The sequence below is a fragment of the Kribbella antibiotica genome, from assembly GCF_004349055.1.
Taxonomy (GTDB): Bacteria; Actinomycetota; Actinomycetes; order Propionibacteriales; family Kribbellaceae; genus Kribbella; species Kribbella antibiotica.
Genome location: NZ_SMKX01000053.1, coordinates 1 through 17,905 on the forward strand (window position 1 = coordinate 1; position 17,905 = coordinate 17,905).

General features: G+C 67.3%; 19 protein-coding genes. 13 read left to right on the plus strand and 6 right to left on the minus strand.

Features of this window, described 5'->3' with window-relative positions:
- The first annotated feature begins 125 nt into the window (after window positions 1-125).
- From E1263_RS19330 to E1263_RS19345, 4 genes are all read left to right on the plus strand, one after another.
- Window positions 126-1,298, plus strand: a complete 1,173-nt coding sequence (locus E1263_RS19330) for an acyltransferase family protein (RefSeq protein ID WP_132169273.1) — start codon at window positions 126-128, stop codon at window positions 1,296-1,298.
- Window positions 1,299-1,349: 51 nt separating this feature from the next.
- Entirely contained in the window at window positions 1,350-2,132 is a 783-nt protein-coding gene (locus E1263_RS19335; protein WP_132169275.1) for an alpha/beta fold hydrolase, read from the plus strand.
- A gap of 258 nt (window positions 2,133-2,390) precedes the next feature.
- Entirely contained in the window at window positions 2,391-3,545 is a 1,155-nt protein-coding gene (locus tag E1263_RS19340; protein WP_132169277.1) for an acyltransferase family protein, read from the plus strand.
- The gene (locus E1263_RS19345) at window positions 3,542-4,450 is read left to right on the plus strand and encodes an NADP-dependent oxidoreductase (RefSeq protein WP_132169279.1); all 909 of its coding nucleotides are present in this window, start codon (window positions 3,542-3,544) and stop codon (window positions 4,448-4,450) included. The genes E1263_RS19340 and E1263_RS19345 overlap by 4 nt, the downstream gene beginning before the upstream one ends.
- Here the strand turns inward: E1263_RS19345 and E1263_RS19350 are convergent.
- The 3 genes from E1263_RS19350 to E1263_RS19360 form a co-directional block, all read right to left on the minus strand.
- Entirely contained in the window at window positions 4,447-5,328 is an 882-nt protein-coding gene (locus tag E1263_RS19350; RefSeq protein WP_238161330.1) for a VanW family protein, read from the minus strand. The genes E1263_RS19345 and E1263_RS19350 overlap by 4 nt on opposite strands.
- Before the next feature lie 103 nt (window positions 5,329-5,431).
- Window positions 5,432-5,875: an Rv3235 family protein gene (locus tag E1263_RS19355; RefSeq protein WP_132169281.1), complete on the minus strand. Its 444-nt coding sequence runs from the start codon at window positions 5,873-5,875 to the stop codon at window positions 5,432-5,434.
- 1 nt (window position 5,876) lies between these two features.
- Window positions 5,877-7,145 (minus strand): LysM peptidoglycan-binding domain-containing protein, encoded by a 1,269-nt coding sequence (locus tag E1263_RS19360; protein WP_202868959.1) that lies wholly within the window; start codon window positions 7,143-7,145, stop codon window positions 5,877-5,879.
- A gap of 130 nt (window positions 7,146-7,275) precedes the next feature.
- Here E1263_RS19360 and E1263_RS19365 point away from each other — a divergent pair, with 130 nt between their 5' ends.
- Window positions 7,276-7,818, plus strand: coding sequence for a hypothetical protein (locus E1263_RS19365; RefSeq protein ID WP_132169282.1), 543 nt, complete (start codon window positions 7,276-7,278; stop codon window positions 7,816-7,818).
- Here E1263_RS19365 and E1263_RS19370 read toward each other — a convergent pair.
- Window positions 7,815-8,063 carry a helix-turn-helix domain-containing protein gene (locus E1263_RS19370; RefSeq protein ID WP_132169284.1) on the minus strand — a complete coding sequence of 83 codons (249 nt, stop codon included), beginning with the start codon at window positions 8,061-8,063 and terminating at the stop codon, window positions 7,815-7,817. The two genes, E1263_RS19365 and E1263_RS19370, sit on opposite strands and share 4 nt — an antisense overlap.
- Window positions 8,064-8,233: 170 nt before the next feature.
- Between E1263_RS19370 and E1263_RS19375 the strand changes: the two genes are divergently transcribed.
- The 5 genes from E1263_RS19375 to E1263_RS19395 all read left to right on the plus strand — a co-directional run bounded on the left by E1263_RS19375 (window position 8,234) and on the right by E1263_RS19395 (window position 12,981).
- A complete protein-coding gene (locus E1263_RS19375; RefSeq protein WP_132169286.1) occupies window positions 8,234-8,893 on the plus strand; it encodes an SAF domain-containing protein in 660 nt (219 codons plus the stop codon).
- Complete coding sequence (locus tag E1263_RS19380; protein WP_132169288.1) at window positions 8,893-10,161, plus strand: CpaE/TadZ family protein; 1,269 nt, start codon at window positions 8,893-8,895, stop codon at window positions 10,159-10,161. Before E1263_RS19375 ends, E1263_RS19380 begins: the two co-directional genes overlap by 1 nt.
- A 93-nt stretch (window positions 10,162-10,254) precedes the next feature.
- The gene (locus tag E1263_RS19385) at window positions 10,255-11,043 is read left to right on the plus strand and encodes a DUF4097 family beta strand repeat-containing protein (protein WP_132169290.1); all 789 of its coding nucleotides are present in this window, start codon (window positions 10,255-10,257) and stop codon (window positions 11,041-11,043) included.
- 58 nt (window positions 11,044-11,101) lie between these two features.
- Complete coding sequence (locus tag E1263_RS19390) at window positions 11,102-11,761, plus strand: HAD family hydrolase (protein ID WP_132169291.1); 660 nt, start codon at window positions 11,102-11,104, stop codon at window positions 11,759-11,761.
- The gene (locus tag E1263_RS19395) at window positions 11,758-12,981 is read left to right on the plus strand and encodes a glycosyltransferase 87 family protein (protein ID WP_132169293.1); all 1,224 of its coding nucleotides are present in this window, start codon (window positions 11,758-11,760) and stop codon (window positions 12,979-12,981) included. The genes E1263_RS19390 and E1263_RS19395 overlap by 4 nt, the downstream gene beginning before the upstream one ends.
- A 10-nt stretch (window positions 12,982-12,991) precedes the next feature.
- Here E1263_RS19395 and E1263_RS19400 read toward each other — a convergent pair whose 3' ends face one another.
- Window positions 12,992-14,320: a hypothetical protein gene (locus E1263_RS19400; protein WP_132169295.1), complete on the minus strand. Its 1,329-nt coding sequence runs from the start codon at window positions 14,318-14,320 to the stop codon at window positions 12,992-12,994.
- Window positions 14,317-14,799: a cupredoxin domain-containing protein gene (locus E1263_RS19405; protein ID WP_132169297.1), complete on the minus strand. Its 483-nt coding sequence runs from the start codon at window positions 14,797-14,799 to the stop codon at window positions 14,317-14,319. The genes E1263_RS19400 and E1263_RS19405 overlap by 4 nt, the downstream gene beginning before the upstream one ends.
- A gap of 176 nt (window positions 14,800-14,975) precedes the next feature.
- On the opposite strand from E1263_RS19405, the gene E1263_RS19410 reads away from it, so the two are divergent.
- The 3 genes from E1263_RS19410 to ku are packed head-to-tail and all read left to right on the plus strand — an operon-like array spanning window position 14,976 to window position 17,900.
- Window positions 14,976-16,442 carry a WS/DGAT/MGAT family O-acyltransferase gene (locus E1263_RS19410; protein ID WP_132169299.1) on the plus strand — a complete coding sequence of 489 codons (1,467 nt, stop codon included), beginning with the start codon at window positions 14,976-14,978 and terminating at the stop codon, window positions 16,440-16,442.
- Window positions 16,439-16,972 (plus strand): DUF6912 family protein, encoded by a 534-nt coding sequence (locus tag E1263_RS19415; protein WP_132169301.1) that lies wholly within the window; start codon window positions 16,439-16,441, stop codon window positions 16,970-16,972. Before E1263_RS19410 ends, E1263_RS19415 begins: the two co-directional genes overlap by 4 nt.
- Before the next feature lie 4 nt (window positions 16,973-16,976).
- Window positions 16,977-17,900, plus strand: a complete 924-nt coding sequence (gene ku / locus E1263_RS19420) for a non-homologous end joining protein Ku (protein ID WP_132169303.1) — start codon at window positions 16,977-16,979, stop codon at window positions 17,898-17,900.
- The last annotated feature ends 5 nt before the right edge of the window (window positions 17,901-17,905 follow it).

Below are 17,905 nucleotides of genomic sequence, written 5' to 3' on the forward strand. Positions count from 1 at the left end.
CGGGCCCAGCAGGAACGGGAAGAGCAGGTAGAAGAGCAGCTCACTGCACAGCGACCAGCTCGGCGGGTTCACGCTGATGAAGGTCTCGTGCTGCGGGAACCAGGAGTGGAGCAGGAACAGGTTCCATGACTTTGTCACCGCCTGCTGTTGCCGAGGGCAACACCGCCGAGAGTTTCCGGACCAAACTTCCGTCGCTGACCGGGATCCGCTTCATCGCGGCCGCCCTGGTCTTCTTCTTCCACGCGACCTTCAGCGATCCGCCGATGAATCCCTTTGCCGACAAGGCGTGGGAAGAAGGCTTCCGGACGCTGTTCAGCCAGGCCGGCTGGATGGGTGTGTCGTTCTTCTTCGTGCTCAGTGGTTTCGTGCTGACCTGGTCGGCGCGTCCCGGCGACACGGTGACGGGCTTCTGGCGCCGCCGGGTGCTGAAGATCTTCCCCAACCACATCGTGATGTGGGCGCTGGCGATGATCCTGTTCGCCGGTGCCGTGACGCCGGTCTCGACCTGGCTGCCGAACCTGTTCCTGCTCCACTCCTGGTTCCCGCAGCACGAGACCTTCATCAGCGTGAACCCGCCGAGCTGGTCGCTGTGCAGTGAGCTGCTCTTCTACCTGCTCTTCCCGTTCCTGCTGGGCCCGATCAAGCGGATCAAGGAGCGCACGCTGTGGTTCTGGGCCGGTGGCATGGTCGTCGGCATGCTGGGTGTCCAGCTCGTCACCGACTTCCTGATGCCGCAGAACCCGCCCACCCCGGAGGGCTTCGGCGTCTCGCTGTGGGAGTTCTGGTTCGGGTACAACTTCCCGCCGGTCCGGATGTTCGAGTTCGTCCTCGGCATGATCCTGGCCCGGCTCGTGATGGCCCGGGCCGTGCCGAAGGTCGGGATCATCCCCGCTGCCGTGCTCTGTGTCGTCGGCTACGTGGTCGCCATGGTCGTCCCGTTCCTCTACGGCCTCAACCTGGTCACCGTCATCCCGATCGGCGTTCTGATCTGCGCGATCGCCCGGGCCGACATCGACGGTACGCCGACCTTCCTGCGCAACCGCACCTGGCAGTGGCTCGGCGAAGTCTCGTTCGGGTTCTACCTCGCGCAGTACGTGGTGATGTACACGATCCGCACCCGGCTGATGGACGAGAAGCTGTTCAGTCCGTTCCCGGCGATCTTGGTGCTGATCAGCTTCTTCTTTGCGACCCTGTTGGTGGGCTGGCTCCTGATGGTCTGTGTCGAACGCCCGGTGATGCGTCGCTGGGCGCGGCCGGTCAAGTCCCGCACCAAGGAGCCTGCCGCAGTCTCGCACTGACCCCTGATTTCCCCTGCAGTCCGAAAAACACCGTAGATACAAGGAGATTTCGTGCCCACGATCGACGTCAATGGCACCCCCGTCCACTACACCTCTGAGGGCAGTGGGCCCGGACTGCTGTTCGTGCACGGCACGGCAGCGGACGGCGAGACCAACTGGGGCCACGTCCGCGAGCACTTCACCGAGCGGCACACCGTCATCACCCCCGACTTCTCGGGAAGCGGCAAGACGCCGTTGCACGCCGATGACCTGAGCCTGGACGAGCTGGTCGAGCAGGTGATCAGCGCGGCCGGTGCCGTGACGTCCGAGCCGTTCGACATCGTCGGCTTCTCGCTCGGCGCCGTGGTTGCGGCTGCGGCTGCGGCCAAGTACCCGGAGCGGGTACGCCGGCTGATCGTCATCAACGGTTGGGCACGCAACGACGACGCGCGTCAGCAGCTCGCCGTTGACCTGTGGCGCCGGCTGTCCGACCTCGACGCCGAGGCCTTCGGGGCGTACAGCGCATTGCTGATCTTCTCGCCGCCGTTCCTGGCCAGCTTCGGCGCCGAGGGCGTCAAGGCCACCGTCGCGGGGATCACGGCCGAGGCCGGGACGCTGCGTCAGATCGAGCTCGACCACCGGGTCGACATCACCGACCGGCTGTCGTCGGTCACCGCTCGCACCCTGGTCGTCGGTTCGACCCGGGACCTGCTGATCCCGGTCGAGCACTCGCGGGAGATCCACGAGGCCCTCAAGGACAGCGAGTACGCCGAGCTGGAGAGCGGTCACATGGTCGTCTTCGAGAAGACGCCCGAGCTCGTCCAGCTGATCGTCGAATTCCTCGATCGGGACTAGGACGTGTCTCTTAAGTCCCCGCCTACTGCGCTGCACCCGGCACGGCACCTCGCCGCACTGGAGAAAAGGCCACGATGGAAAAGCATCGAGGCCTCCCCTCCAGCACGCCGAGCTACCGCACCGGGCACATGCTCGCTACGGCGCTGACCTAAGAGACACGCCCTAACCGACCGAGTCACCCGGCCGGAGCGAGCCCGCCCCTTGCTCCGGCTGTGCAGTTCCTCTGCTCCTTTCCGCCTTCTCTGGTGAGGTATTCCGATGTCCGCCGATCACGTTGTGCTGCCCAAAAACAGCGATACACCGCCACAGCCCGCCGTGCACGGCCGGCTTCCCTCACTGACCGGACTACGTTTCATCGCTGCCGTCCTGGTCTTCTGCTACCACTCGTCGCTGGCGCTGCCGGCCCTGAATCCGTTCGCCGATCCGGATCTGGCCAGTGGCTACCGGTGGCTGTCCAGCAACGCCGGCTGGGCCGGTGTCACGTTCTTCTTCATCCTCAGCGGGTTCGTGCTGACCTGGTCCGCGCGAGAGGGCGACAAGCCCCGGCACTTCTGGCGGCGCCGCTTCTTCAAGATCTACCCGAACCACCTCGTCACCTGGATCCTCGCGATCGTGCTGCTGTCCGGCGCGACCACCCAGTGGTGGCAGGCCGTCCCGAACCTCTTCCTGATCCACGCCTGGATCCCGGAGTTCTCGGTCTTCCTCGGGGTGAACCCGCCGAGCTGGTCGCTGGCCTGCGAACTCTTCTTCTACCTGTGCTTCCCGCTGTTCCTGCGCTGGATCAAGAAGATCCCGGCCGCTCACCTGTGGCGCTGGGCGGCCGGAATCGCTGCCGCGATCATCGTCGTACCGGTTCTGTCGTACGTGTTGCTGCCCTCGAACCCTCCGATGCCTGAGGGCTCGCCGGCTTCGGTGTGGCAGTACTGGAGCGTCTACATGCTGCCGCCGGTGCGCTGCCTCGACTTCGTGCTGGGCATCGTGATGGCGCGGATTCTGATGACCGGCCGCAGGTTCCCCGTGCGCCCGCTTCCCGCGGCGCTCGCCTGCGTGGCGACGTACGCGCTGTCGCTGCACGTTCCGTGGCTCTTCACCCTGGACGCGGTCTTCGTCATTCCGATGGCGCTGCTGATTCCGGCCGTGGCGCTGATGGATGTCTCCGGGCGGCCGTCCGTACTGCGCAGCCGGCCGGTGGTCTGGCTGGGTGAAGTGTCCTTCGCCTTCTACATGATTCATCTGATCCTGCTGAACGTTGTCCGTGATGCGCTGAGAGACCAGTACTTCGGGACTGTGGCCGGCGTCGGTGTGCTGCTGGCGCAGATGGTGCTGACGCTTGGCGCAGCCTGGGTGCTGTATGCAGGTGTGGAGAAGCCGGCGATGCGCCGGCTGGGTCGATCTCGTAAGGAGAACGCATGAAAGCCGTCGTCATGGAGAGCTACGGAGCGCCTGAGGTGCTCACGGTGGCCTCGCTTGCCGAGCCGGTGGTTGGGTCAGGGGAGATCCTGATTCAGGTGGCAGCGGCTGCGGTGAATCCGGTCGACGTCGCCGTCCGGCGTGGTGACATCCCGTCGCCGGTGATGCCGGCTGTCGTCGGCTGGGATGTGTCTGGAACGGTCGTCGAGACAGGGCCTGGTACGACGCGCTTCCAGGTCGGCGATCGAGTGATCGCTTCGCGTTCGCAGCTCGGTACCGGTGCCGGAGTGACGGCGGAATTCGTTGCGCTGGATGAGAATCTGGCAGCCGTTGCCCCTAGCAACGTTGAGTTGGTGAATGCGGCAGCGCTCCCGCTCGCAGCTCTAACCGCCGAGCAGGCGCTCCGCGAACTGGAGCCGGGCTTCGACGGCCGGTTGCTGGTGAGCGGGGCGGCGGGTGCGGTCGGTGGGTACCTCGTTCAGTTGGCCGCGGTCCGCGGTTGGAACCCGGCCGGACTGGCTCGTGCCTCCGACGAGCACCTGCTGAAGGAGCTTGGAGCTGCGGAGATCTTCTCGGACGGTGAGGCGGAGGACGGGCCGCCGGCTGGAACGTTCGACGTGGTGATTGATGCGGCCGGCCGGCCGGAGAGCATCGCGGCGGTGCGGGACGGTGGGCAGTTCATTTCCCTTACCCCGTTCGCAGTTCCGGAGCCGGAGCGATCTGTCACTGTCGAGATCTACGGCGTGCATATCGACGATGGCGTCATGCTCGACGGGCTCGCCCGCCGAGTCGAGGTGGGGGAGCTGTCGGTACGGGTTGCGCAGACCTTCGGCTTCGCAGACGCCGCACGTGCGCACGCTCTCGTGGAGGCCGGCGGCACCCGCGGCAAGGTCTTGCTCACGCCCTAGTCCACAACGTCGTACACGGTCACACCGGTCGGCACGTACTTGACCAGGGCAACGTTCTCCCGAACGAGCTCCTCGGCGGTCGTCCGGCCGGTGCGCCGGTCGATCACCGTCCGCCAGATCTCGTTGCGCCGGAAGTAGTCCGTTCCGGCGCGCAGGAACCGCTCGCCCTGCGCAAACACCCGGTACGACGTCGCGGCCGGTACGTCGGTGAAGATCTCGCCCTCGAGATACCGGTCGCTGACGCCAACTCGGAGCTGGAACGTCTGGTCGGTGTCGTTGCGGAACTGCAGGTCCACGTAGTTGTAGACGATGCTGCACCCGACACCCCACGGCAGCACCCGGCCGTTGTCCGGGAACGGATCGAAGCTGTGGGTGGACCGCTGCGTCACCGTCATCGGCGAGTGCAGCACCATCCAGTGCAGCAGGTTCGCGAGCTGGCAGATTCCGCCGCCGATCCCCGGCCGTGCCTGACCGTTCGACAGGCGCATCCCTTTGAGGTAACCCTTGCGGCGCGTTGCGTTGCCGACCACCTGGTTGAAGGAGAACGTCTCACCCGGCCGGATCAGCAGACCGTCGACCTGCTCACACGCGAGCCGCAGGTTGGTCACCTTGTTGTGCTGCATCCACATCTCGGTCTCACCGAGCTGCCGCAGCAACAACGACTTGTGGCGCTTGACCCGCACCGGTAGCGCATCCGCCTGCCGCTCCCGCGCGTACGCCGTACTGGATCGCAGCCAGTCGATGCGTTTACGGGCGCGGTGATAGCGCACGGCCACCGGATACAGCGCCGGCACTCGCTCGCTCCAGCGCTGCCGCCGCACTTCCGGGGCGACTCGGGCGCGCTCTGCCGCACTCAATTCCTCGAGAACCATCTGCATTGTTCGTTCCCCCGAACGACTCGAAGTTGCGCTCTAATGACGCCCATGCTTCACCATTAGTTCGGCCGCAACTCGAACGGCCTCGCGGAACTGCGCGAGAGGCTCAGCCGACTTCCAGGGCCGTGCACACCCAGCGGTTGCGGCGGACCTCCATCCGGAGGGCGACTGCCCGGGAGCGTCCGCCGTGCCGCACGTGCGCAGCAACCTCGGCGACCTCCTCTGTCGGCCGGCACACCCGCACCGATCGCAGCGTGCACCGCTCCTTCGTGCCGCGGCCGATGGCGGTCGTGGTCAGCCCCAGCATGCGCACCTGGCGGTTGAGCTCGAGGAACACGTCCTCGTCGGTGAACCGAACCAGCTGAGCCACCGGACGGTCGCCCGCCAGCACCTCCGACACCGCCTGCGCCAACCGACCACCCCAGGCGCGTGCCTCCGGCAGACCCGGCCGGGTGTCCCGAGCCGGCGGTACGACGTTCAGTTGGCGCAGCTGCTCCTGCCGAAGCAGCAGCGTGTCATTGGTTGGTTCGCTGATCTGCATCTGGCTCATGTCACTGCTCCTGGTGTGTGGGCGGCACTCGGAGAACTTGGCCGGGAAGAATGAGGTTCGGGTCGTCGCCGATCACCTGGCGGTTCGCCGCGTACCACTGGTGCCACCGTGCATCGATCTGCTCACTGGTCGCGCGCGCCCCAAGCTCCTTCGCCGCGAGGTCCCACAGCGTGTCGCCAGGCGTGACCGTCACCCGCTTGGGCACGTTCACTCCACGCCCAGACTGCAGATCCGTGTACCGCGTCGAAGCCCCTGTCTCCGGCCGATCCGGCACCGGTACGCCTTGCGGCGGCAGAGCCGGCTGAGCGGCCCCCGGCTGCACAGTCGACCGGGGCTCAGTCGCACGGAAGGTGGAGTCGGCCTGCGGGGTGTTGCTCTCGGCCGACGAGCGGGGCGCGGCGGCGCGAGTGTCGGGGTGGGCCTGTGCCTCGCCGCCGATCTGTGCTGACGAGCGCGGCTCGGTGGCGCGGAAGTCGGAGGCGGACTTTGTGGTGGGGGAGTCCGGGCGGGCCTGTGGCTTGGTGCCGGTCTCCTTCGACGAGCGTGCCGCGGCGGCGTGGGTGTCGGGGTGGGCCTGGCCCTCGCCGCCGATCTGCGCCGATGAGCGCGGCTCGGTAGCGCGGAAGTTGGAGTCGGCCTGCGCCGCAGGGCGAGCCTGCGGCTGGGCGTTGGTCTCGGCCGACGAGCGGGCGGCAGCGGCGCGAGTGTCGGGTTGAGCCTGTGCCTCGCCGCCGATCTGGGCCGATGAGCGCGGCTCGGTAGCGCGGAAGTTGGAATCGGCCTGGGCTTCGCCGCCGATCTGGGCGGACGAGCGCGGCTCGGTGGTGCGGAAGTCGGCTCCGGTGAACTGGACGGTGGAGCGGGGCTCCGTGGCTCGCCAGTTGGCGGCGGGCTGCGTCGTACCGGTCTCTGGGGCCGTCCAGGTGTGCGGGGCTGCTGCGTTGGCGACACCGACGGTGAGCGGAGTGACGGCTGCGACGCCGAGGGCGGAGCGGAGGAGGGCTCGGGAGGTCGACGAGGTGATGCTGGTGGCGAGGACGCCGGCCACTCGGCCGATTGCGCCGGGGAGCTGCTCGAGGGCGGTGGCGAGCACCGCGAGGACGAGCCAGGCGTAGGCGACCCAGGCGACGGCACCGACCGCGAGCACGGTCAGCGAGTCCAGGTCGTTGGTGTTGAGCGCGGAGAATGTGCCGGCGGTCATCCACCGCAGGGCGAACCCGACGCCGACCAGGGCCCCGATCGACAGCAGGCTCTTGACTCCTCGAAGCATCCGGTTCACCTCGCTTCGCCTCCGACCTATGAGTTTGCGTTAGTTTGCGTTGGCTTGACCACTATAGACCGGAACTAGGCCAGGTTTGCAAGTGGATACGTCACCGAGCGTGCACGGTAGGTTGACCTGCATGCAGTGGGATGCGCTGTTCGAGGACCTGGAGTCGCAGTTCGAGGCGCTCCAGGAGGGTGACCTGTACGGCGAAGTCGCCGACCGGATCCGCGCCGAGGTCGGCAAGATCACGGTGCTCGACCGCCTCCGCGGTGCCGTTGACACAGTCGTCCGAATCGAACTCTCCGGCACCGAGCCTCTCCAGGGCCTGCTCACCCGGGTAGGCAAGGACTGCCTCCTGATCGAGGCCGGCCGCGAGGAATGGCTCATCCCCGTCGGCGCCCTGGTCGCCGTACACCGCCTGGGCCCTTGGGCTGAGCCCGCCGTAGGCGCAGTGGCCGGAAAGCTAGGCCTGGCCCATCTACTCCGAGGCATAGCCCGAGACCGCTCCCCAGTCACAGTCTTCTGCGGCGGCCTGCCCATCACGGGCACGATCGACCGTGTCGGCGCCGACTTCCTAGAGGTAGCCGAGCACCCCCTGGACGCCCCCCGCAGACGCTCAGAGGTCTACAACGTCCGCCTCATCCCCACCCAAGCCCTCCAAGCAGTACGACGGCGCTAGAGCTGCGCGTCCTCGGTCTGCTCCGCCTCTTCGCCGAACGGGTGAGAGTCGATGAACTGCTTGGTCTCGGTGTACAGCCGCTCGATGTACTTCTCGAGCTCGGTCGCCTCGACCCGCCACTGACCACGCCCGCCGATCTTCACCGCGGGAATGTCACCGCGGCGGACCAGTGCGTAAACCTGGTTGGCAGAGATGTTCAGCACCTCGGCGACGTCGGCGAGCTGGAGGAAACGCGGTGCCGGCATCGTGAGACTCCTTCAGGTAGTAGCGGGTTTCATTAGTTTGCCATGGTTCGCCCGAGGATGATCGCGTTTGTCCCCAGGCTGTGACAGCCTGTGGATGACCGCTCACGGTGGACTCGCGGACACGGCAGAATGTCCGCCGGAACGACGGAACAGACTGGGGAGCCGAAAACGTGGTCGACACAGCAGGGCGAGGTGGGTTCGGCGCGCCGTCGATCCCGGCGCAGCGCAACCAGCGGGCACGCTGGAAGGACGGTCGGCTGGTTCTGGGGGTGCTGCTGGTCGCGATCACCGCGCTGGCCGGTGCGAAGTTGCTGTCGTCAGCTGATGACACCACCACGATCTGGGCGGCCAAGCGGGACCTGCCCGCGGGGACGAAGCTGACCGGCGAGGACCTCACCACCGTGCGCGTCCGCTTCACCAGCGGTCAGGACGCCGAGCAGTACGTCGCTGCTGACGCCGAGATGAAGGGCCTGATCGTGGCCCGCGCAGTCGATGCCGGTGAGTTCCTGCCGCGCGACGCGGCCGTGACGCAGGCTGACAGCAGCCGCACTGAGCTGCCGCTGTCGGTGGCGTCCGGCAAGCTGCCGTCGGACACGGCAGATGGCGACCGGGTCGACATCTGGGTGGTGCCGAAGGACGACGAGCAGGCTGCCAAGCTGCTGTGGAGCAATATCCGCGTCCTGCAGATCGATGCGGTCAAGGGTGTCGCAGGCGGCTCGGCCCGGCGGCAGGTGCTCGTCGCGCTGACTCCGAAGGACCTGCAGAAGCTCCCGGCCGCGCTGACCGCGATGAGCCAGGGTGAGCCGACTCTGGTCCGGCGGGCGGCCTGATGGCGATTCCGGTCCTGCTCGCGGTGACCGGTGCACCGTGGGAAGCAGACGTCGTACGGCGGACTGAGCGCGCACCCGGCATTCGCGTCGTACGGCGCTGTGTCGATATCGCCGACGTGATGGCGGCTGCGGCGAGCGGTCAGGCACGCGCGGTCCTGCTCGCCGATGACCTGTCGCGGCTGACCTCGGATGCGGTGTCCGCACTGCACGCGCGCGGCATCGCCGTACTGGCGCTGGTTGACCCGAGTGAGACCGGCGAAGCGTTCGGGCCTGAGGACCGGCTCAGCCGGATGGGCATCGAGCGGATCCTGCCAGCTGACGTCAGTCCGGAGGACCTCGGCCGAGCCATCAGCGACGCGGTCGACGCCGGTCCGCCGATCGCGTTGTCACACTTCGCTGGCGGCTTCGTGCCGACCGGGGGCGAGACGCCGATGCAGACCCACCAGCCGGAGTACGCGGCTGGCACCGGTCGGATCTTCGCCGTCTGGGGCCCAACTGGCGCGCCGGGCCGCACCACTGTCGCCGTGGGCCTCGCCTCCGAGCTCGCAGCGCGCGGCATGCCCACCCTGCTCGCCGACTGCGACGTGTACGGCGGCACTGTCGCCCAGCTGCTCGGAATGCTCGACGAGACCTCCGGCCTGGCCGCTGCGGCACGCTCCGCGTCGAGCGGCACGCTGGACATGATGACTCTGGCCAAGCATGCCCGGCAGGTCGAGCGGCATCTGATGGTGCTGACCGGGCTCAGCCGCGCCGACCGCTGGACCGAGCTGCGCCCAGCCGCCGTGGAGTCGATCTGGTCGTCCGCGCGGCTGCTGTCGCCGTGCACGATCGTCGATCTCGGGTTCTGTATCGAGACCGACGAGGAGATCTCGTTCGACTCGCTCGCGCCGCGACGCAACGGGGCAACGGTCGCCACGCTCGAGGAGGCCGACGAGGTGATCGTCGTCGGCTCGGCCGACCCGGTCGGCCTGACCCGGCTGATCCGCGCGATCCACGAGGTTCGCGGGCTCGTCCCCTCGGTCACCCTGCGCGTGGTCGTGAACCGGATCCGCTCCGGCTCGCTGGGCAGCTCACCATCCGATGCTGTCGCCGAGGCTCTCAGCCAGTACGCCGGTATTCAGGCGTCGGCTCTGCTTCCGTACGACCTGAGCGCGGTGGACGCGGCGATGGCGGTCGGCCGCAGCCTGTCCGAGGCCGCGAAGTCCAGCAAACTCCGCAAGTCCCTGCAGCAGCTCGCCACCTCGATCGACGCAACCTTCGTCAGGTAGCTCAGGGTCAGCCCCAGGGAGATACGGGGGTTATCCCCACCGACAGATGCGAGCCGATCTGTCAGGCTGCTAGGTGTCCGCGAGAGGAGACCGATGTCCGACGTGCAAGGGCGGCCGGCGAGCACGATGAGTGCCGAGCGCCGCTACGGGATTGCGATCTCGGTCGCGCTCATCCTGGGTGGGGTCTACTGGGCGCTCACCGGTCTGACCGAGGGCACCAAGAGTGGGCAGAGCACCTACAAGCTCGCCGAGCATTCGCTGGTCGTCGAGGGCGGTTCGATCAGTGTCGAGATCCGGCCCGGTGACGGCGACGAGCTGAAGATCGATCGGCAGTTCGAGCGGAACGCGTTCGGGTCCGACCCGGAGGACTCGTTCAAGGACGGCACGCTGCGACTCAAGGAAGCCAACTGCGGATTCCTCTCCTTCAACTGCAAAACGTCGTACGTGCTGACCGTCCCGCGGGACGTGAAGCTGACCGTGAAGAACAACAGCGGCTCGGTCAAGGTGTCCGGGATGACCGGCGACACCGAACTGAAGACGAACTCGGGCGACATCGTCGCGCAGAGCCTGGGCGGCTCGCTGCGGATGGAGTCCAGCTCCGGCAGTATCGCGGCCGACGGTCTGACCGCGGGCAAGGTGACGACCAAGAGTAGTTCGGGCAGCGCCGACCTGGAGTTCTCCGAGGCACCGCAGTCGGTGGACGCGAAGTCGAGCTCGGGCGACGTCACGATCATGCTGCCCGCCGGCGACGAGAGCTACCACGTCGAGACCGACACCTCGTCCGGCGACAACGAGCGGAATGTGAAGGTCGACCCCGGCTCGACCCGCAGTCTCAAGGCCAAGACTTCCTCCGGCGACATCGACATCGAGTACAGCCACTGACAGTCACCAGCAGGACCACGTCGGTGAGGCCGGGCTTGTCCTGAGTAGGCTGACCGGCATGGCTGAGGTCGACGCGGTACCCCGTGGACTGCTGGTGGACTGGGGTGGCGTCCTGACGTCCGGTCTCGACACGGCGCTGCGGCGCTGGGCCGAGCTGGACGGTTTCGACTTCGACGCGTACGTCGCTGCCGTGATGGCCTGGTTGCCGGTCGAGACCGCCGAGGCGGCCGAGATCAATCCGGTGCACGCGCTCGAACGCGGACAGATCGCCGTACCGGATTTTGAGCGCAAACTCGCGAAAATCCTGCTCCGCCCGGACGGTACCGAGGTGCCGGCCGAGGGCCTGATGGAGCGGATGTTCGCCCATTTCGAGCATGTCCCCGCGATGAACGCGCTGGTCCGCCGCGCCAAGGGGCTCGGCATCCGGACCGCCCTGCTGTCGAACTCGTGGGGCAACACCTACCCCCGCGACACCTGGGACGGCATGTTCGACGACATCGTCATCTCCGGTGAGGTCGGACTGCGCAAGCCGGAGCCGGAGATCTTCCTGCTCGCGGCCAAGCGCGTGAACCTTCCGCCCGCGGAGTGCGTCTTTGTAGACGACCTCCAAGTGAACGTCGACGGCGCGCGTGCCGTCGGCATGACCGGCATCCTGCACACCTCGTACGACGAGACCCGGCGCGAGCTGGAGTCCCTGTTCGGAGCAGACCTGACGTGAGCACGACGACGACCACCACCCCTGCCTCCCGGCCGATCGATCGGCGCCGCGTACTGCTCTGGATCCTCGCCGCGGCGGCACTCGTTGCCCTGGGCGCCTGGATCGGTGGCAAGTACCACGGAATGATCGACCTGCGCGTGTACCGGCTGGGCGGTGACGCCCTGCTGCACGGACCGGCCCTGTACGACGCGAAACTGCCGGGGATCGGGCTCCCGTTCACCTACCCGCCGTTCGCGGCGATCGCGATGGTGCCGCTCGCGATCGTGCCGTGGGGTGTCGCGCTGGTCGTGTGGACGACTGCGTCCGTGCTCTGCCTGATGCTGATCTGGCGCGCGAGCCTGCCGAAGACCTTCTGGTCTTTCGTCACCCAGCGCAAGCGGACGGCCGTTCTGGTCGCGCTGACCATCTTGTCGCTGGTGCTCGAGCCGGTCTGGGCGACGATCGACTTCGGCCAGATCAACTTGATGCTGGTGGCAATGATCCTGCTGGACCTGATCCGGCCGAACGACGCCCGGCTGCGCGGTTTCTGGCTCGGCGTCACGATCGGGATCAAGCTCACCCCGCTGCCGATCCTCGCGCTGCTCGTGGTCACCAAGCAGTGGAAAGCGTTGCGGAACGCCGTTTTCGGCCTGCTGGCCACGATCGCGGTCGGCTTCGCCTTCGCCCCGAAGCAGTCCTGGCGCTACTGGACCGAGGTCGTCTTCGACGCCAACCGCGTCGGCGGCATCGCCTACTCCGGCAATCAGTCCCTCAACGGCTTCCTGCACCGCCTCGGCAACACCGCGAGCTGGGTGCAGCCGACCTGGTTCGTTGCCTCGGTCATCGTCGGCCTGGCCGTGCTCTGGCTGGCCCGCAAGTACTGGCTGGCCGACGAGCGCGTCACTGCGGTCTCCGTGATGGCACTGGCCGTCCTCTACGCCTCGCCGATCTCGTGGAGCCACCACTGGGTCTGGATCATCCCGCTCGGCATCAGCCTGATCCGCGGCGTCAACCGCGTCTGGGGCCTCAACCCCGCCGTGGTCGCCGGAGTCCTCTGGTACGGCCTGTTCGTCCTGCGCTCGATCTGGTGGGTCCCGTACCGCGACGACCGCGAACTGTCCTGGACCTTCTGGCAGTCGATCCCCGGCAACTCGCACCTGATCCTCGGCCTGATCGCGTTCATCGTCCTCGCCATCACCAGCCGAGGCCTCACGCGCTCCACCTCTCCAGAGAGCGCGTGAGACCCAACAGCTAGCTCGAGAAGAGCAGGAGCAGGCCGCCTGCGGTGTAGCCGACCATGACGATCAGCAGGGGGAGCTGACCGGCCAGGGCCTTGTGGCGGGGGAATAGTGCGACGGCGCGGTCGTGGGCGGAGATGACACCGAGCAGGTGACCGCCTACGACTGCCAGCACCTGGATGACCGAGATTGCTGTGCTGTGGTTGGTGATACCGGTGTTCACAGCCAGCAGTCCGGTGCCGAACACGTTGGCGCCGTTGCTGAGCGGGTCGCTCAGGTAGATGAGCGTCCGCTGGCCTTCCAGGATGAACAGCGTCAGGTAGTGCGCAATCACGTAGCCCAGGGCAATCGGTACGACGGAATGCGCGAACAGGCCAGGCAGCGTCGTACGGGAACTGTCGGACAGCCGTCCTGCGAGCAGGGTGGCACCTGAGTACGTGACGAGTACGAAGAGGATGAACACGATCAGTGCGGCCGTGCCGAGCCAGGTCATCGAGATATCCTGGTTCTGCGCCCAGCCGACCCACGCCGACGAGTTCGAGAAGCCGTCGTACGCCGTCGAGCCCAGGAGCGCGGCCACCATGCCCACGAGTCCCGGCTGAGCCTTCAGACCATCCAGGTTCTCTAGCGGACGCCGTACGACGAGAGAGCCATCGGTACGACGGCCCCAGGGGGACAGACGGGACATGAGCGTCGCGTAGACCTCGAACGGATCGCCGGTCGCGAACCACCGGTCACCGAACAGGACTGCGCCGAACATGGTGATCACCACGTAGAGCGCGAGCCACGCCTCGAGCACTGGGATGGTGGCGCGGTCCGGTGCGACCAGCTCTAGCCAGGTGAACGCGAAGATGCCCAGTGCGGCCGGCCAGAGTCCCAGCCGCGGCGGCAAGGTCAGGAGGCCCTTGGAGGGCGACTGCCGCAGCAGCTTGCAGAGCAGGAGGTGCAGTGTGCGCAGCGGGTTCAGCGTGCGCCAGACCGGGCCGAGGAGGATCGAGACCGGTACCAGCCCGACCCAGAGCAGGATGTAGATGAAGCCGAAGATCGGATTCGTCAGCCGGTCCACACCGAACACCAGCGCGACTCCGGCGTACAGGAAGATCGCCAGGCCGACCAGCCGGACCACCCACCGGAACCAGCCGGCATCGACCGTCCGGGTGATTGCACTCGGCAACGGCTTCCCGGACTCGTTGCCCCGGTACTTCGGGTTCCGCCAGGCGAGCCCGAGGATGACGAACGAGAGCGCGACGGCCACCGCCGCACCGCCGACCGCGAGGCCGAACGGTACGGGAAGGTCCTGCCGGCCGCCGATCCCGTGCAGTGGGAGCAGCAGCGGGGTCACGAAACGACGAGCTTCGCGACCAGCTTGCCGCTCTTGTGCGTCTCGACCTCGAAGGTGCCCTTCATATCGGCCGTGAACTTCACCTGCGCGGGCTTGCCCGGGGTGAGCTCGAGCTCCTTGTCGTAGCCGTGGATGTGCAGCTCTTCGTCGGCGTCGCTGACCGCAGTGACCAGAACGGTCTGACCGGCCTTCACCTTGATGGTCGCGCCGCTCGGGTTGACCTTGCCGTTGGCAACGGTGATGGCGATCGTCACGTCAGCCTGGTCACCGGACGGGTCGGCGGTGTTCGAGGGGCCGGAGTTCGGCTTGCCCGGCGTCGGCGTGTTCGGCGGTACGTCGGAGGTGGCCGTCGTCGGGGCGGTCGTCGGAGTGCTGGGGGAGCCGCCACTGGCAGTTTCGTTCCCGCAGGCGGCCAGGACGAACACGGCCAGAGCGGGCAGGAGAGCGGTGGCGGTACCGCGAGCGATCGTCGAACGCATGGGTCTGAGGGGCCTTTCAAAGGGTCTATTCGGTTCTTGGAGCACGGGACGCGCCCTCTTGCAGTACGAACGCGGAAGACTCAGTGTTCCCGTAGCAAGCAGTGTCGCAGCCCACTGTCCGTGGGTGCGGCTAGGGTGACGGAAAGCTATCCGCCAGAGAGGAAAGGTGACGCTCCATGCCTGATCGGCTGTCATCGCTGGATCTCACCTTTCTCCATGCCGAGTCACCGGCCACCCCGATGCATGTCGGCACCGTCGACATCTTCGAGCCGCCGGTGCACGGTGACGACGAGTTCGACTACGAGAGCCTGGTCGCGCTGATCCGCGACCGGATCGCCTTCGTGCCGCGGTATCGGCAACGGGTGCAGCAAGTGCCCGGGCGGTTCGCCGGGCCGGTCTGGGTGGACGACGAAGAGTTCGACATCACCTTCCACGTCCGGCGCTCGGCGCTGCCCCGGCCGGGCACGCATGCCCAGCTGCTGGAGCTCGTCGCCCGGATCATGTCGCGCCGGCTGGATCGCGCCCGCCCGCTCTGGGAGATGTATCTGGTCGAGGGTCTGCAGGGCGACCGGTTCGCGATCATCTCCAAGTCGCACCAGGCGCTTGTCGACGGCAACAGCACGGTCGACATCGGCCAGGTCGTGCTCGACGCGACTGCGGAGCCGAAGGAGACCCCGACCGATACCTGGCAGCCTGAGCACCCGCCGTCCGCTCTGGAGCTGCTGGCCGGGGTGTTCGCGGATGCCGCCAAGCACCCGACCGCGGCCCTGGAGCTGGCTCGGGCCGAGATCGCCAGTCTGACCGGTTCGACCTCGGTCCGGGAGGTCCTCGGTGGCGTGGTCGGCTCGCTGGCCGCGCGTCAGCACGCTCAGGAGAGCTCGCTGCATGTGAAGACCTCCGGCCAGCGCCGGTTCACCACGGTCGAGACCAACCTCGAGGACTACCGGACCGTCCGCGCCATGCACGGCGGCACGGTCAACGATGTCGTCCTCGCGGTGGTAGCAGGCGCCGTACGGGCCTGGATGATGACGCGGGGCGAAGGTGTCGGCCCGACGCGGCATGTGCGTGCGGTGGTCCCGGTGAGTATTCGCGACGACGATGACGAGGAGCCGACCTCGCTTGGCTCCCGCGTGATCGCCTCCGCGGTGACGCTCCCGGTGGGGGAGAACTCGCCGGTCATGCGGCTGCACCAGATCTCGTATCAGACCAAGGTTCACAAGGACACCGGTCGCGCAGTCAGCGCCCGCTCGCTGGTCGGCATCGCGGGTTTCGCGCCGACCACGCTGCACGCGCTCGCCGCCCGGGTGGCCACGGCCACGGTCCGTCCGATCGACGATGTCGTGATCACGAATGTGCCCGGCCCGCAGTTCCCCCTGTATGCACAGGGCGCTCCGATGCTGGCGTCGTACCCGGTGGTGCCGTTGATGCCCGGGCAGGGCCTGTCCGTGGGCGTCACGTCGTACGACGGCAAGGTGTTCTACGGGCTGAACGCGGATCGCACCGCGATGCCCGATCTGGCTGTTTTCGCCCAATGTGTGACCGATGCCCTCGACGAACTGGTCGACACCACCAAGGGCAGCCACAACCGGGCTTCGCGGGGCCGCAAAAAGCCCCGCAGCACCACTAAGAAGGCAGGTTCATGAGGATCTACATCCCATCCACGCTGCGGCTGCTCGATGACGCCTGCCACGCCGCTGAGTTCGGCCCGCAGCCGCTCACTGTGTACGCCGTCACCCCGGCGCTGCGCGAGTGGTACGCCGAAGCCGAGGACGAGGATCTCGAGTACGCCGCGATGACCCAGGCCGCCCGCGCCTCGGTCGGCCTACTCGCAGACGACCCCGGTACGCCGCGCCGCCGGGTGGTGGTGTCCGCCGAGGTGAGCGCGATTCCGCCGGCCGACGGTGCCGCCGAGCTCGGTGACGCCCGCCTGGAGCTGCACGTAGTCGTGCCGTGGCGCGCTGTGGCGGCCGTCCATCTTGATGCCGCTGACGCTGACGCTGCCGGAACGGTCGGAAAAGCCGCAGAATTGTGGCCAGCTGCGCAGAACGGTGACGACGACGCCCTCTTCGCCCTCGACTCGTGCGAGGCTGAAGATCTGATGTGGTACGCAACCCAGGAGATCCCGGATCTCCTCGCCGCGGAGGGACCCCGCGGCGGACTTTTAGGGAGCTGATGACATGCAGGCGATCTGGAAGGGTGCCATCTCGTTCGGGATGGTGACGATCCCGATCAAGGTGTTCTCGGCGACCGAGGAGAAGGACATCTCGTTCCGTCAGGTGCACGTCGCCGACGGCGGCCGGATCCGCTACAAGCGGATCTGCTCGATCGACGGCGAAGAGGTGCCGTACTCCGACATCGGCAAGGGCTACGAGATGCCCGACGGCCGGATGATCGTCCTCGAACCGGACGACTTCGCCGACCTGCCGCTGACCAGCAAGAAGGTCATCGACGTCCTGGAGTTCGTCCCCGCCGACCAGGTGGACCCGCTCTACCTCGGCAAGTCCTACTATCTGGCCGCCGACGGCGGCCCCGGCGCCAAGCCCTACGTCTTGCTCCGCGACGCCCTCGAAGGCTCCGAGCTCTACGCCCTCGTGAAGGTAGCCCTCCGCTCCCGCGAAAGCCTCGGCCTGCTCCGCACCGTCGACAACATCCTGATCCTCCAGGTCATGCTCTGGCCCGACGAGATCCGCGACGCCGCCTTCGCCGCCCCACCCGAAGACGTCGAGATCCGCTCCCAGGAAAAGGCCATGGCCTCCTCCTACATCGACACCCTCCGCGGCGAGTTCAACCCCGACCAGTACCACGACGAATACCGCACCGCCCTCGAGCAGGTTGTCGAAGCCAAGGCCGCCGGCGTCCCGCTTCCCGCCGAGTCCGACGAGGAAGAGACCGAAGGCGCCGAGGTCGTAGACCTGGTAGCCGCCCTCCGCGCCTCCGTAGAAGCCGCCAAGGCCCGCCGAGCCGCCGCAGGCGAAGCCCCAGCCAAGAAGGCCCCGGCCAAGAAGACCGCCGAAGCCAAATCCCCAGCCAAGAAGACCGCCGCCAAAAAGGCAGCAGCCAAGAAAGCCGAACCCAAAAAGGCCACCAAGAAGTCCGCCTGAGCAGC

Coding starts and splice junctions, on each gene's coding strand:
- E1263_RS19415 (WP_132169301.1), top strand. CDS start 16,439: ATGAGGATCTACATCCCATCCACGCTGCGGCTGCTCGATGACGCCTGC.
- E1263_RS19370 (WP_132169284.1), bottom strand. CDS start 8,063: ATGCCGGCACCGCGTTTCCTCCAGCTCGCCGACGTCGCCGAGGTGCTG.
- E1263_RS19345 (WP_132169279.1), top strand. CDS start 3,542: ATGAAAGCCGTCGTCATGGAGAGCTACGGAGCGCCTGAGGTGCTCACG.
- E1263_RS19380 (WP_132169288.1), top strand. CDS start 8,893: ATGGCGATTCCGGTCCTGCTCGCGGTGACCGGTGCACCGTGGGAAGCA.
- E1263_RS19350 (WP_238161330.1), bottom strand. CDS start 5,328: ATGCAGATGGTTCTCGAGGAATTGAGTGCGGCAGAGCGCGCCCGAGTC.
- E1263_RS19360 (WP_202868959.1), bottom strand. CDS start 7,145: ATGCTTCGAGGAGTCAAGAGCCTGCTGTCGATCGGGGCCCTGGTCGGC.
- E1263_RS19390 (WP_132169291.1), top strand. CDS start 11,102: ATGGCTGAGGTCGACGCGGTACCCCGTGGACTGCTGGTGGACTGGGGT.
- E1263_RS19355 (WP_132169281.1), bottom strand. CDS start 5,875: ATGAGCCAGATGCAGATCAGCGAACCAACCAATGACACGCTGCTGCTT.
- E1263_RS19385 (WP_132169290.1), top strand. CDS start 10,255: ATGTCCGACGTGCAAGGGCGGCCGGCGAGCACGATGAGTGCCGAGCGC.
- E1263_RS19365 (WP_132169282.1), top strand. CDS start 7,276: ATGCAGTGGGATGCGCTGTTCGAGGACCTGGAGTCGCAGTTCGAGGCG.
- ku (WP_132169303.1), top strand. CDS start 16,977: ATGCAGGCGATCTGGAAGGGTGCCATCTCGTTCGGGATGGTGACGATC.
- E1263_RS19410 (WP_132169299.1), top strand. CDS start 14,976: ATGCCTGATCGGCTGTCATCGCTGGATCTCACCTTTCTCCATGCCGAG.
- E1263_RS19405 (WP_132169297.1), bottom strand. CDS start 14,799: ATGCGTTCGACGATCGCTCGCGGTACCGCCACCGCTCTCCTGCCCGCT.
- E1263_RS19330 (WP_132169273.1), top strand. CDS start 126: ATGACTTTGTCACCGCCTGCTGTTGCCGAGGGCAACACCGCCGAGAGT.
- E1263_RS19340 (WP_132169277.1), top strand. CDS start 2,391: ATGTCCGCCGATCACGTTGTGCTGCCCAAAAACAGCGATACACCGCCA.